The sequence below is a fragment of the Enterobacter sp. DSM 30060 genome, assembly GCF_013375955.1.
GTDB classification, from domain to species: Bacteria; Pseudomonadota; Gammaproteobacteria; order Enterobacterales; family Enterobacteriaceae; genus Enterobacter; species Enterobacter intestinihominis.
Genome location: NZ_CP056118.1, coordinates 684,947 through 698,518 on the forward strand (window position 1 = coordinate 684,947; position 13,572 = coordinate 698,518).

10 protein-coding genes are annotated in these 13,572 nt (G+C 56.5%); 4 read left to right on the top strand and 6 right to left on the bottom strand.

From position 1 onward, the window contains the following. The gene (cysG, locus tag HWQ15_RS03245) at positions 1-1,359 is read right to left on the bottom strand and encodes a siroheme synthase CysG (RefSeq protein ID WP_045308744.1); all 1,359 of its coding nucleotides are present in this window, start codon (positions 1,357-1,359) and stop codon (positions 1-3) included. A 237-nt stretch (positions 1,360-1,596) separates the two neighbouring features. Between cysG and HWQ15_RS03250 the strand changes: the two genes are divergently transcribed. Beyond that, positions 1,597-2,640, top strand: a complete 1,044-nt coding sequence (locus HWQ15_RS03250) for an aminopeptidase (protein ID WP_023298484.1) — start codon at positions 1,597-1,599, stop codon at positions 2,638-2,640. A gap of 93 nt (positions 2,641-2,733) precedes the next feature. Here the strand turns inward: HWQ15_RS03250 and cysH are convergent, their stop codons facing one another. From cysH to cysJ, 3 genes are all read right to left on the bottom strand, one after another. After that, a complete protein-coding gene (gene cysH / locus HWQ15_RS03255) occupies positions 2,734-3,468 on the bottom strand; it encodes a phosphoadenosine phosphosulfate reductase (protein WP_023298485.1) in 735 nt (244 codons plus the stop codon). A gap of 99 nt (positions 3,469-3,567) precedes the next feature. Beyond that, complete coding sequence (gene cysI, locus HWQ15_RS03260; protein ID WP_063148656.1) at positions 3,568-5,280, bottom strand: assimilatory sulfite reductase (NADPH) hemoprotein subunit; 1,713 nt, start codon at positions 5,278-5,280, stop codon at positions 3,568-3,570. After that, positions 5,280-7,085, bottom strand: coding sequence for an NADPH-dependent assimilatory sulfite reductase flavoprotein subunit (gene cysJ, locus HWQ15_RS03265; RefSeq protein ID WP_063148657.1), 1,806 nt, complete (start codon positions 7,083-7,085; stop codon positions 5,280-5,282). The genes cysI and cysJ overlap by 1 nt, the downstream gene beginning before the upstream one ends. Before the next feature lie 303 nt (positions 7,086-7,388). Between cysJ and queD the strand changes: the two genes are divergently transcribed. Continuing rightward, the gene (gene queD, locus HWQ15_RS03270) at positions 7,389-7,754 is read left to right on the top strand and encodes a 6-carboxytetrahydropterin synthase QueD (protein WP_006811776.1); all 366 of its coding nucleotides are present in this window, start codon (positions 7,389-7,391) and stop codon (positions 7,752-7,754) included. On the opposite strand, the gene HWQ15_RS03275 is transcribed toward queD, so the two are convergent. Further along, positions 7,739-10,093, bottom strand: a complete 2,355-nt coding sequence (locus HWQ15_RS03275) for a helix-turn-helix domain-containing protein (protein WP_063148658.1) — start codon at positions 10,091-10,093, stop codon at positions 7,739-7,741. The genes queD and HWQ15_RS03275 overlap by 16 nt on opposite strands. Before the next feature lie 171 nt (positions 10,094-10,264). Between HWQ15_RS03275 and HWQ15_RS03280 the strand changes: the two genes are divergently transcribed. Further along, positions 10,265-11,434 carry a M20 aminoacylase family protein gene (locus tag HWQ15_RS03280; RefSeq protein ID WP_023306836.1) on the top strand — a complete coding sequence of 390 codons (1,170 nt, stop codon included), beginning with the start codon at positions 10,265-10,267 and terminating at the stop codon, positions 11,432-11,434. A 27-nt stretch (positions 11,435-11,461) separates the two neighbouring features. Beyond that, positions 11,462-12,859 (top strand): MFS transporter, encoded by a 1,398-nt coding sequence (locus HWQ15_RS03285; protein WP_032626005.1) that lies wholly within the window; start codon positions 11,462-11,464, stop codon positions 12,857-12,859. Between the two features lie 17 nt (positions 12,860-12,876). Here HWQ15_RS03285 and queE read toward each other — a convergent pair whose 3' ends face one another. Continuing rightward, entirely contained in the window at positions 12,877-13,548 is a 672-nt protein-coding gene (gene queE / locus HWQ15_RS03290; protein ID WP_006811780.1) for a 7-carboxy-7-deazaguanine synthase QueE, read from the bottom strand. Positions 13,549-13,572 lie beyond the last annotated feature (24 nt).

A 13,572-nucleotide genomic window follows, 5' to 3' on the forward strand; every position in this document is an offset into this window, starting at 1 on the left:
TTAAGCCAAATTTACAACAGAAGCGCCGAAGCCTTCTGTGTCGGTTGTGTGTTGGAACCAGGCGAGCGAGCTGTGCAACTGCACCACTTCTCCCACCACGATCAGGGCGGGCATCGGGGCGTCTTTCGCCAGGGTTGCAAGGTCTTGTAAAGTGCCGATGGCGACATGCTGATCGACGCGTGTCCCGCGGGAGATAACTGCTACCGGCGTCGTCGCATCGCGACCGTGCTGAATAAGCTGTTCGCTGATGTCTGCCGCTTTCATCGTGCCCATATAAATCGCCAGCGTTTGTCGGCTCTGGGCGAGATGCGACCAGTCAAACGGCGTGCTGTCGGCTTTATAATGCCCGGTCACAAAGGTCACGCTCTGGGCGTAATCACGATGGGTCAGCGGAATACCGGCGTAGGCCGTGACGGCAGACGCCGCCGTAATACCGGGGACCACCTGGAACGGGACGCCCGCTTCGGCTGCCGCCTGCAACTCCTCGCCACCACGGCCGAAGATAAACGGGTCGCCCCCTTTCAGACGCACCACGCTCTTGCCCGCTTTCGCGGCGGCAATCAGCATTTGATTGGTGTCGTGCTGCGGCACGGAGTGCTCGCCGGCACGTTTGCCGACGCAAATTTGCTCCGCGTCACGGCGGATCAGTTCGCGAATACCGTCGGTGACCAGATGGTCGTAGAACACGACATCCGCATCCTGAAGAACCTGGAGGCCACGCAGCGTGAGCAGCCCGGCATCGCCCGGCCCGGCGCCCACCAGAATGATCTCCCCGCCCGTACTGCCGGGGTTATCCAGTTCGTCTTCGAGTATTTGTTGCGCCGCCGTCTCGTTACCGGCATGCATCAGGCTGGCAAAGCGGCCGCGAAACACACGCTCCCAGAAGCGACGGCGTTCCGTCACGCTGGTCAGACGCGTTTTAAGGTGGTTGCGCCAGTAGCTGGCCTTCTCCGCCATGCGCCCGAGGCTGGTCGGCAGCAGCGCTTCGATTTTTTCCCGCAGCACGCGCGCCAGCACCGGCGCGGTGCCGCCGGAGGAGATCGCCACCAGCAGCGGCGAGCGGTCAACAATCGACGGGAAGATAAACGAGCACAGCGGCTGGTCGTCTACCACGTTCACCAGACGGTGACGGTCCTGAGCTGCGTCGGAGATTCGGCGGTTGAGCGCCCGATCTTCGGTTGCCGCAATCACCAGCACCACGCTGTCGATCTGAGACTCTTCAAAATCCGCCTCTGCAACGACCTGCACCTGCGCCCCGGCGCGTTGCAGGAACGCGATTTTGCGATCGGCAATTTCACCCGTCCCGACAACCAGTACCGGTCGGTCTTTCAAGGCGGCAAAAAGGGGGAGATAGTCCACAGGCAACAACTCACTAACAACCAGGAATAAAGGGACTATAGGGGGCGGCTTAGATCGAATGAAATTACGAATTGGAATGAGTAGTTACTCAATGGAATAACGCCGTGGAAAAGCAAATATCAAAAAGTGCTTAACACGCGAAATTTCGGGCATTTAAGCGCAATTCAAATTGTGTCTACCCGATCACAGTTTCATACTATGCGGGTTAAAATTTTGCTCTGTTTTTAAGGACTCACTATGTTTTCCGCAATGCGCCACCGATTCGTTGCCCTGGCGCTCGGCGTTTGCTTTATCCTTCCGGCTCAGGCAAAAAATCAATCTTACGGTGAAATAGCCAGTATGCAGGCGCGGCATATTGCGACGGTCTTTCCGGGCCGCATGACCGGAACCCCAGCCGAAATGCTCTCGGCAGACTATATTCGTCAGCAGTTTGCGGATATGGGCTATGAGAGCGACATTCGCGCTTTCCACAGCCGCTACATCTATACCTCACGCAATAAAACGCAGAACTGGCATAACGTAACCGGCAGCACGGTCATTGCGGCGCACGAAGGAAAGGCGGCTGAGCAGATTATTATTATGGCGCACCTTGATACCTACACGCCGATGAGCGACGCCGATGTCGATAATAACCTCGGCGGGCTGACGCTTCAGGGACTGGATGACAATGCGGCGGGGCTGGGCGTCATGCTTGAGCTGGCCGAACGCCTGAAGAATATTCCGACGAAATACAGCATTCGCTTTGTTGCGACCAGCGGTGAAGAAGAAGGAAAACTCGGCGCTGAGAATCTCCTTAAGCGCATGACCGCTGAGGAGAAGAAAAATACGTTGCTGGTGATTAACCTCGATAATCTGATCGTGGGAGATAAGCTCTATTTTAATAGCGGACAGAGCACGCCGAGCAGCGTACGTAAACTCACCCGCGACCGCGCGCTGGCGCTTGCCCGCACGCATGGCGTCTATGCCGCGACAAATCCGGGCGGTAACCCCGATTATCCCAAAGGCACGGGCTGCTGTAATGACGGTGAAGTGTTTGATAAGGCGGGCATTCCGGTGCTGTACGTCGAGGCAACTAACTGGGCGCTGGGCAAAAAAGATGGCTATCAGCAGCGCGCTAAATCGAAGGCGTTCCCAAACGGGACCAGCTGGCATGACGTGCGGCTGGATAATCAGCAGCACATTGATAAAACGCTGCCGCAGCGGATTGAGCACCGCAGCCGGGATGTCGTGAAAGTGATGCTGCCGCTGGTGAAGGAGCTGGCGAAAGCGGGGAAAGCCTGATGCAATTAAGCCCGGTTGCGCTGCGCTTACCGGGCCTACAACGGCACGAAACGTAGGCCCGGTAAGGCGTAGCCGCCACCGGGCGAAAAAACATTACCCTTCGTGCAGCCCGCACTCGCGCTTCAGCCCAAAGAATCGCGTCTCTTCTTCCGCCATTCCCGGTTCCCATTTACGCGTGGTATGGGTGTCGCCTACCGACAGGTAGCCCTGATCCCACAGCGGATGGTACTTCAGCCCGTGCTTTTGCAGATACTGGTACACCGTGCGGTTATCCCAGTCGATGATCGGCAGCACTTTGAACACGCCACGCTGCACCGCCAGCACCGGCAGCGTTGCCCGGCTCCCGGACTGCTCGCGGCGGAGCCCAGCAAACCACGTCTGCGCATGAAGATCTTTCAGCGCGCGGTTCATCGGCTCGACCTTGTTGATCTCATTGTATTTCTCGATGCCCTCAACGCCCTGCTCCCACAGCTTGCCGTAACGCGCCTCCTGCCAGGCCGCGCTTTCGGTTGCGCGATAAACCTTCAGGTTCAGCTTGAGCTTGTCCGTCAGCTCGTCGATAAACTGATAGGTCTCCGGGAACAGATAGCCGGTATCGGTGAGGATCACCGGAATGTCCGGACGGATCTGATTCACCAGATGCAGACTGACCGCCGCCTGAATGCCAAAGCTCGACGAAAGCACATAGTCTCCCGGCAGGTTTTCCAGCGCCCACGCCACGCGCCCTTCGGCATCGAGCTTTTCCAGTTGGGCGTTAGTTTCTGCCAGGGCCAGAATGCGTTCAACTTTTGGCAGGTCATTAAGGGCGTTTAGATCGAGTACGGACATAAGAACCTCGTTTGCCTGTTTCGCCGGGCGGCACTGCGTTTGCCCGGCCTACAAAACCCGTAGGCCCGGTAAGCGAAGCGCCACCGGGCAAAGGATGGATTACTCCCAGAAATCCCTTGCGGGATCGAGCACCGGGCGAATGATGCCCGCACGTACCGTAAAGTCGCCGAAGCCTTCACCCGCTTCGCGCTCTTTCGCCCAGCGTCCGATAAGCACGTCGAGGGAATCGAGAATTTCCGGCTCGGTGATGTTCTCGCGGAACATACGCGGAATACGTGTCCCGATACGGTTACCGCCCAGGTGCAGGTTATAGCGACCCGGCGCTTTCCCTACCAGACCGAGTTCGGCCAGCATCGCGCGGCCGCAGCCGTTCGGACAGCCCGTCACGCGCATAACAATATGCTCGTCCGGAATACCGTGTTTTTCCAGAATCGCCTCCACTTTATCAGTGAAGGACGGCAGGAATCGCTCGGCTTCGGCCATCGCCAGCGGACAGGTCGGGAACGACACGCAGGCCATTGAGTTTTCACGCTGCGGCTTCACCGCGTTCATCAACCCGTGCTCGCGGGCCAGCTCTTCAATTCTCGCCTTATCGCTTTCCGGCACGCTGGCGACGATCAGGTTCTGGTTGGCGGTAATACGGAACTCGCCTTTGTGGATCTTTGCGATTTCCAGCAGGCCGGTTTTCAGCGGACGGCCCGGATAATCAAGAATACGGCCGTTTTCGATAAACAGCGTCAGGTGCCAGTTATTGTCGATGCCTTTCACCCAGCCGATGCGATCGCCGCGACCGGTGAATTCGTAAGGGCGGATCGGCTCAAACTTGATGCCCGCGCGACGCTCCACTTCTTCTTTGAACGTCTCGACGCCTACGCGCTCAAGGGTATATTTGGTTTTCGCGTTTTTACGATCGGTACGGTTACCCCAGTCGCGCTGGGTCGTAACCACCGCCTCTGCCACGGCCAGCGTGTGCTCCAGCGGCAGGAAGCCGAACTCGCTCGCGGTGCGGGCGTAAGTTTTCTTGTTACCGTGCTCAATGGACAAACCGCCGCCCACCAGCAGGTTAAAGCCGACCAGCTTGCCGTTTTCGGCAATCGCCACGAAGTTCATGTCGTTGGCGTGCAGGTCGATATCGTTCTGCGGCGGGATCACCACCGTGGTTTTAAACTTACGCGGCAGATAGGTCTGGCCAAGGATCGGTTCTTCATCGGTGGTGGCGACTTTCTCCTGATCGAGCCAGATCTCCGCATAGGCGCGGGTACGTGGCAGCAGATGTTCAGAGATTTTTTTCGCCCACTCGTACGCTTCGGCGTGCAGCTCAGATTCGTACGGGTTCGAGGTGCAGAGCACGTTACGGTTCATGTCGTTGGCAGTCGCCAGCGCGTCCAGACCCACGGAGTGCAGCATCTGGTGCACCGGCTTGACGTTCTTCTTCAGAATGCCGTGGAACTGGAAGGTCTGACGGTTGGTCAGACGAATGCTGCCGTAGATTGTGTTTTCACCGGCAAACTTGTCGATCGCCTGCCACTGTTTCGTGGTGATTACCCCGCCCGGCAGACGACAGCGCAGCAGCATCGCGTGACGCGGCTCCAGCTTCTGTTCGGCACGCTCGGCGCGGATATCGCGGTCGTCCTGTTGGTACATACCGTGGAAACGGATCAGCAGGAAGTTGTCGCCTTTGAAACCGCCGGTCAGGCCGTCATTTAAATCTTCGGCAATGGTACCGCGCAGGTAGTTGCTCTCTACCTTCATGCGCTCGGCATCAGTCAGTTTGCCTTCGACCACCAGTGGGCCAGGATGTTTTTCGCTCATTAGTAGACATCTCGCTGATAACGGCGCTCTACGCGCAGCTCACTTAAAAATTCATCCGCCGTTTCGGCATCCATACCGCCGAATTCGGCAATCACTTCCAGCAGTGCCTGCTCAACGTCTTTCGCCATACGATTGGCGTCGCCGCAGACATAAATGTGGGCGCCGTCATTGATCCAGCGCCACAGCTCTGCGCCCTGTTCGCGCAGTTTGTCTTGTACGTATACTTTTTCTTTCTGATCGCGGGACCAGGCCAGATCGATGCGGGTCAGCACGCCCTCTTTGACGTAGCGCTGCCACTCAACCTGGTAGAGGAAATCTTCAGTAAAGTGCGGGTTGCCGAAGAACAGCCAGTTTTTACCCGGCGCGTCGTCTGCCGCACGCTGCTGCATAAAGGCGCGGAATGGCGCAATACCGGTGCCCGGGCCAATCATAATCACCGGCGTTTCGGGGTTCGCCGGCAGGCGGAAGTTGTCGTTGTGCTCGATAAAGACGCGAACTTCACCCTCTTCTTCCACGCGGTCTGCCAGGAAGCCTGACGCCCCACCCGCGCGCGCGCGGCCTTCGATGTCGTAACGCACCACGCCAACGGTGATGTGGACTTCGTTTTCCACTTCCGCCTGCGAGGAGGCGATGGAGTACAGGCGCGGGATCAGCGGACGCAGCAGGCCGACCAGCGCGTCAGCATCCAGCTGTGCCGGAGAGAAACGCACCATATCGACAATCGGCGTTGTCGCCGCGTATTGCTGTAACTTCGCCTTGTCCCCGACCAGCGGAAGGAGCGATTCGCTGCGGGTTAAGGTGGCGTAGTTTTCAACGATGTTGGCGGTGTTGACCGTCAGTTCGAAATGCCACTGGAGCGCCTCGGAGATCGAGAGCGTTTTGCCGTCCACGGTAACCGGTTCATCGCCTTTCAGCCACAGCAGCTCGACCAGCTCTTTCACCAGCGCCGGATCGTTCTGATACCAGACGCCCAGCGCATCGCCAGGCTGGTAACGCAGGCCAGAGTCACCGAGATCGATTTCGATATGGCGCACGTCTTTTTCTGAATCACGGCCCGTGATTTTCTGGTTTACCGACAGGCTCGCCGTCAGTGGCGCCTCTTTCGTGTAAGGGCTGGTGTGGATTTCGTTAACGGTGCCGGCTACGGTAACGGCGGCCTGCGCTGGCGTCTCTTTCGGGACGCGGGCCTTCAGCACCTCAACGATGCGCGCCCGCCATTCGGCGGCGGCAGCCTGGTATTCCACGTCAGCGTCTACGCGATCCAGCAGGCGCTCTGCGCCCAGCTCCGCCAGCTTGCTGTCGAAATCTTTACCGGACTGGCAGAAAAATTCATAGGACGTATCACCGAGGCCGAAGACGGCAAAGGCGGTGCCCTCGAGCTTTGGCGCTTTTTTCGAGAACAGGAACTTGTGCAGCGCGACGGCTTCTTCAGCAGGCTCACCTTCCCCCTGCGTTGACGCCACCACCACCAGCAGTTTTTCTGACGCGATCTGTTTGAATTTATAATCCCCGGCGTTGACCAGGTTAACGTTCAGCTTCGCGGCGAGCAGGTCATCACGCAGCGCTTCGGCCACACGACGGGCATTACCCGTTTGCGAAGCGGAGATAAGCGTGATGGCAGGAATTTCAACGGCCGTTGGCGGTACGCCTGCCACAGCACCCGGCTGCTGGTTCAGCATTCCCCAGAAATAGCCGGAGACCCAGGCAAGCTGGATGGGTGAAAAATCGGAAGTCGCGGCCTGGAGGCGCGCCAGTTGCTCCGGGTTAAGGGGAAGCAAATTTGAAGGTGGGGCCTGTGTTGTCATGCGTCGTTATGTTCCAGTAGCAAAGCGGACTTTAAGCGAATAAATCCAAACTGAAGATAAGGTTAACGGCGGGGATAATAACAATTAAAGAAGGGATGGAAATAATTAATAACCAAATGGACTAACCTGTTTTAGTTATCGTTCTTAACGATAAAAGCGATTAAATAACCATATGAAATAAAACAATAAAAGTCGATATACACCATGAATACGAGGCGGTGACCGTTCAGAGCCGTTTTAGTTAATGATAAAAATTGTGCTTTCCGGTACTATGCGGCGGTTTTTTCCGCATTCCTGAGAGCTATGATGTCCACCACACTGTTTAAAGATTTCACCTTCGAAGCCGCACACCACCTTCCACACGTTCCTGCCGGGCACAAATGTGGCCGCCTGCATGGACACTCGTTTATGGTGCGTCTTGAAATCACCGGTGAAGTCGATCCCCATACGGGCTGGATCATGGACTTTGCCGAACTGAAGGCCGCGTTTAAGCCGACCTACGATCGTCTCGATCACTACTATCTGAATGATATTCCGGGCCTTGAAAACCCGACCAGCGAAGTGCTGGCGAAATGGATTTGGGATCAGATGAAACCGCTTGTGCCGCTGCTGAGCGCGGTGATGATCAAAGAGACCTGCACGGCAGGCTGCGTCTACCGCGGGGAGTGAATCTCCTCCGTTTCGGCCTCAAGAGGCACGAGCGGCGTAAACTCATAGAGCACCAGCGCATTACTCTCCAGTGATTCTGTCAGTTGCCAGCCGTCATCAATGCGTTCATCGTATAGGGAAAACGTTGGACGCGCTTTGTGCGCTATCCAGCGCCACATCTCTTCGTCAGGGCCGCTTTCGCTGCCTACCCCTTCAAGCAACGGATAGAGCGCGCCGTTATGCTGATCGAAAAGATGGCGTTTAATTCGCCAAATACCGCGCATTCCCTTCAGGTGTAAATGATACTGCTGGCGAAAACGCTGGATGAATGCTTCTTCACTGGAAAGGAGCGGATTAAAAACCACCACATTACGCAGCAGCAACTGGTAACCATTGTGATGGCGCGTGAGCAGAACACGTCCGTCGTTTACCAGCACCTCGCCCCGCAGGCGTTGCCAGAGCCAGAGTACCCAATAAACCGGCCGTGGAAGACCATGGTTGTACTGTAGCGCAAGGCTTGACGTATCGATGGTGTTGTTCGCACGGGCTTCACCCTGAAGGCCCGAATTGAGCCAGAATCCCCCTAGCCAGACCTGTTCCGATAGCCCGAGCAGGCTCTGCATCAGCAGCGCCCCACGAAAAAACCAGCCGTTTGTCGCCCGCGTGTTCCCGGTGAGGGTATTCCAGGAGAGAAGCCAGACGGGAAGCGAACATTTGCGCAGACGAAGGGCGGCGATAATCTGGCGGATCTTCTGTACCGGATAATTTTCTGTAGAAGAGAGTTGGGCTGGCTCCCGCTGCGCAGGATCGAGAAGTTCATTGGCATCGGCTGAACAGGCAAGAAAATCGGCCTGCATCAGGATGGCTGAGCTGAACAGGGTATTGTCGCTCACGCCCGCGCTGTCGGGTGAAAATCGATGCCATAAACCAAACTTTGCCTGTGGCAGATAGTTGCGTATGACGTTTTGCTGCGCCAGCCAGACCTGCTCCCGGGTCTCCTCACTCGCCTGTGTTGACCAGTGCATGACAAAGTGCCAGCCCGCGGTGATCACGGGCGAAAAATGATTGACCGACCGTTGTAAAAAACGGGCAAGTAGATCGCGACGGGTCGTTACGCCGGTGTGCAGCAGCACCGTCCATTGCTTTTTTGCCAGCCAGGTGAAGAGCTGATGCAGATTGTACCAGCAGGCGTAGCCCGCCATCTGGGGGTCATCCCACCCGGTGGCAAACAGACGGCTGCTGAGAAAAGGTTCGGCGATATCAATTCCCTCTATGGGAATGGCCTCATTTATCGCTTCAAGATTCTGACGAACGTCCTCACGCAGTAAATCGTCAAGCTCACGCAGAGTAATGACTACCCGCATACGGCGCAGCGAGGTGGAGAGAGGATTAAGCTGCTCAAGATCCAGTGTCTGCTCCTGCTGCGGTCGATCGATAAGCGGGGAGGCTCCCCAGCCGCGCGCCACCGGTTCATTGAGCAGGCTAAACAGCTTATCCATGGCCACCGGATAGCGCTGCTCACACCTGTCCGTACGAACACGTGTGGCCTCCGGGTGCTGGCGTCGGGACTTACGAAACTCACCCGGGGACATATTGTGAACACGCCGAAACCGATCGGTCATCATACGCGTGCTGGCGAAACCCTGCTCAAGCGCAATCTGATGCAGCGGTCGGTTCGTCAGACGGAGCGCGTCAGCCGCCTTTTCCAGCCGCAGGGTGGTGATGTACTGCATGAAACTGATCCCCACCTCCTTTCTAAAGAGACGAGAGAGCCAGGCTTCAGAGACATATTCACTCGCGGCGATTTCCGCAAGCGTAATACGGCGAGAATAACTGGCATTGATCCGCTCTATCACCCGGGCAATGCGTTTGCTGTGCGCTGGGGAAAGTTCACGGGACAAAAACCGGGCGGGCTGCTGAAAGCGGCTGGTCAGCAACAGCAATATCTCGCTCAGCCAGCGGTACGCCTCCAGCCGGTAGCGGTGTGGATCGTTGATGAGGGTGACCACAAGAAGCTGGCGCAGCAGATCGCGAAGCGCATCGCATTGGGGCCAGACGCCTCCGGCTTCTGCCGGTATAGCGTAATCATGGACAAAAAAATCATTGCAGAGCTGGACCACCCAGCGCCCGGAAAGGGACACGCGCAGGGTGATATTTGCCGTTTCGCTCGTGAACTGCCAGCGCCGATGACGGTTGATGATGGCAAGGGTATTGGCCTCCAGGATGTCACGTCCCACATCGGTATTCAGCTCAGCCCGCCCTTCCAGCACCCAGAGCAACGTTAGCGTATCGCCTTCATCCTCCACGCAGTGGCGAATGTCCTGGATCTCCACCCAAAATTCATCTCCCCGCTGATTCATCTTTCCCCTCATCAAAGACAAATAATGACCGGCTCTTTTTTGTCATAACGGAATTGTATGAAAAACAATCAAAACAAAACCGTCGCTTTACAACAAAAAAATGCATTTTCTGGCAGTGCGATCGTCATAGACTCGAAATTATCACCGTTTGGCATAAAAAGGATAACAAAAATGACACATCCAATTATCGAAGCTCTGCGCGGCAAAGAGGCCCAGTTCACTGAATTACGTCGCTATTTTCATCAGCATCCTGAAATTGGTTTTGAGGAGCACAATACGAGCGATCGCGTTGCGGCGTTGCTTGAGGAATGGGGATATGAGGTTCATCGCGGCCTGGCGAAAACCGGTGTGGTCGGCACGCTGAAGGTGGGTAACGGGCCTAAACGCCTGGGTCTGCGCGCCGACATGGATGCGCTGCCTATGCAGGAAAACAGCGGCAAGGCCTGGAGCAGTACCGTTGAGGGTAAATTCCACGGCTGCGGTCATGACGGCCACACCACAACGCTCCTGTATGCAGCGGAGTACCTGGCACGCACCCGCAATTTTAACGGCACGCTGCACCTTATTTTTCAGCCTGCGGAAGAACTTCTGTATGGCGGACGCGTTATGGTAGAGGACGGTTTGTTTGACCTGTTCCCCTGCGACCACATTTTTGGTCTGCACAATATGCCGTCACAGCCCGTCGGAAAAATTGGTCTGCGCGATGGCGCCATGATGGCCTCTTCGGACACCCTTCATATTGAGGTTAACGGCGTGGGGGGGCACGGCGCGGTGCCAGAACATACCGTAGATGCCACCCTGGTTGCCTGTCATATCACTATCGCTTTGCAGTCCATTGTTTCGCGCAATATCACTCCTTTTCAGCCTGCCGTCGTTACCGTAGGCAGCATTCAGGCTGGACATGCCCCCAACATCATCAACGACAAAGTATTGATGAAACTTACCGTGCGCACGCTGGATGAAAGCGTGCGGCAAACCGTGCTACAGCGCATCCATGATATCGCCGTTGCGCAGGCGGAAAGTTTCAATGCCACGGCTACCATTCGACACATTAATGGCAGCCCGGTACTGAAAAACAATCCGCAAGCCAATGAGATGGTGCGCAACGTCGCCACCGATCTGTTCGGTCAGGATTCCGTCGCGGAGGTGAATGCGTTTATGGGCAGCGAGGACTTTGCGTTCATGCTCGAGAAAAATCCCAATGGCTGTTATTTCACCCTTGGCGCTGGCGATGAGCCTGACCGCTGCATGGTGCATAACCCGGGCTACGACTTTAACGACACTATTCTCCTCACCGGCGCGGCGCTGTGGGCCGCACTGACCGAACACTATCTGCGCTGATTCGCACCTTCCCGGGAGGGCTGCATTATGAGTACCGTTTCCCTGACAGACGCATCCGCCTACGCCGGTAACGATCGGCTGCTGGCGGGTATCGTCATGAGCGTTCTGACCTTCTGGCTGTTTGCCCAGTCGGTTATCAACGTGGTTCCGGCCATGCAGAATAGCCTCGACATTGCCCTCGAAACCCTTACGCTGGCCGTCAGCCTGAGCGCGTTGTTTAGCGGCTGTTTTGTCGTAGCCTGCGGTGGGTTTGCCGATAAGTTTGGGCGCATGCGCCTGACCATGACAGGCCTGATTTTGAGCATGATCGGAAGCGGTCTGCTGTTCATTTCATGGGAGCCCGTCCTGTTTCTGTTGGGAAGAGCGATACAGGGGCTATCCGCGGCCTGCATCATGCCCGCCACGCTGGCGCTGATTAAGACCTGGTATGAAGGGAAAGCACGCCAGCGCGCAATCAGCTTCTGGGTTATTGGTTCATGGGGCGGGAGTGGCCTGAGCTCGTTTGTGGGAGGCGCCATCGCCACCACGCTGGGCTGGCGCTGGATTTTTATTTTGTCGATAGTGGTGGCTCTGGTCGCGCTATTGCTTATCCGCGCCACGCCGGAAAGCCGCAGCCCTGATGCGTGTCGACACAAGCTGGATATCAGCGGCCTGGTGAGTTTTGTCCTTATGCTGGTGCTGTTTAATCTGTTTATCAGCAAAGGACACAGCTGGGGCTGGAGCAGCAGTTTATCGCTTCTTGTACTGTGTGGAGCCGTGATTGCACTGATGTGCTTTGTCGTTACCGGGCGGCGGAAGGGCGATGCGGCGTTGATCGATTTCGCCCTGTTTAAAAACAGGGCCTATAGCGCCTCGGTATTCTCAAATTTCCTGCTCAACGGCTGCATTGGCACCATGATGATCGCCAGCATCTGGTTGCAGCAAGGCCATCATCTGTCACCGCTACAGACCGGTATGATGACGCTGGGGTATCTGGTTACCGTACTGGCGATGATCCGGGTGGGTGAAAAACTGCTTCAGCGCTATGGCGCCAGGCTGCCGATGATGACCGGCCCGCTACTGACCGCAACAGGTATTACGCTGATTTCATGCACCTTCTTAAGCAAAGAGGTCTACATTGTTACCGTTTTTCTGAGCAATATTTTATTCGGGCTGGGGCTCGGATGTTATGCCACGCCCTCAACGGACACGGCAGTAATGAATGCCCCTGAAAACAAAGTGGGGGTGGCTTCAGGGATCTATAAGATGGGCAGTTCCCTGGGCGGCGCAATGGGGATCGCGGTCACCGCATCGCTGTACGCCCTATGGCTGCCGATGGGAACGGCCAGTGCCGCGCAGTATGCCTTGCTGTTCAACAGTGCGATTTGCCTTGGGTCGGCAGTCGTGACCTGGGCTTTACTGCCAACAACAAAAGCCCCGCGTTAAGCGGGGCCACAAAAGTATCAGGCAATGTTCAGATATTTGTGCGTCTGCATCGACAGGCGCCAGTTGCGGGCGATACAGGTTTCAATGCACAGACGGGTTGCATCGTCTTTCTGGCTGATAGGCTGTAGCGCGATCACGCGCTGCTTCTCATCCGTCAGCGTCGCCAGCAGTTCGTCCAGCGCTTCGATGTCACGCACGCGCCCCACCGGATGTTTGATCTCATCCGCACGCTCAAGCGCCTGCGACAGTACGTCATAACCGCCGCGCATATTCACTTTCGGTGAAACCGTTACCCACGTTGAATGGGAGCAGCGCACTTCATGGGTACCGCTGGTTTCGATCTGACAGCTATAGCCATTCTTCTCGAGCAGTTCGGTGAGGGGCATCAAATCGTGAATGCAGGGTTCCCCGCCGGTGATCACCACATGCCGCGCCGTCCAGCCCTGACGACCAATAATGGCAAGCAGATCTTCCGCGCTGCCCGCGCCCCATTTATCGCTCTCTTTGGTTTTCGCCAGAATGCTGAACAGCGACACTTCCCGATCTGCGAGCTTATCCCACGTATGTTTGGTATCACACCAGGCGCAGCCAACCGGGCATCCCTGTAAACGAATAAAGATAGCGGGAACGCCGGTAAAGTAACCCTCGCCTTGCAGGGTCTGGAACATCTCGTTAATCGGGTACTGCATAGTCAACTCTGTTAAGGGAATAAA

What these genes read in the sequence shown, in the direction of transcription:
- cysH (WP_023298485.1), bottom strand. Translation starts at nt 3,468, where the DNA reads ATGTCCGTACTCGATCTAAACGCCCTTAATGACCTGCCAAAAGTTGAA.
- HWQ15_RS03250 (WP_023298484.1), top strand. Translation starts at nt 1,597, where the DNA reads ATGTTTTCCGCAATGCGCCACCGATTCGTTGCCCTGGCGCTCGGCGTT.
- cysI (WP_063148656.1), bottom strand. Translation starts at nt 5,280, where the DNA reads ATGAGCGAAAAACATCCTGGCCCACTGGTGGTCGAAGGCAAACTGACT.
- queE (WP_006811780.1), bottom strand. Translation starts at nt 13,548, where the DNA reads ATGCAGTACCCGATTAACGAGATGTTCCAGACCCTGCAAGGCGAGGGT.
- queD (WP_006811776.1), top strand. Translation starts at nt 7,389, where the DNA reads ATGATGTCCACCACACTGTTTAAAGATTTCACCTTCGAAGCCGCACAC.
- cysJ (WP_063148657.1), bottom strand. Translation starts at nt 7,085, where the DNA reads ATGACAACACAGGCCCCACCTTCAAATTTGCTTCCCCTTAACCCGGAG.
- HWQ15_RS03275 (WP_063148658.1), bottom strand. Translation starts at nt 10,093, where the DNA reads ATGAATCAGCGGGGAGATGAATTTTGGGTGGAGATCCAGGACATTCGC.
- HWQ15_RS03280 (WP_023306836.1), top strand. Translation starts at nt 10,265, where the DNA reads ATGACACATCCAATTATCGAAGCTCTGCGCGGCAAAGAGGCCCAGTTC.
- HWQ15_RS03285 (WP_032626005.1), top strand. Translation starts at nt 11,462, where the DNA reads ATGAGTACCGTTTCCCTGACAGACGCATCCGCCTACGCCGGTAACGAT.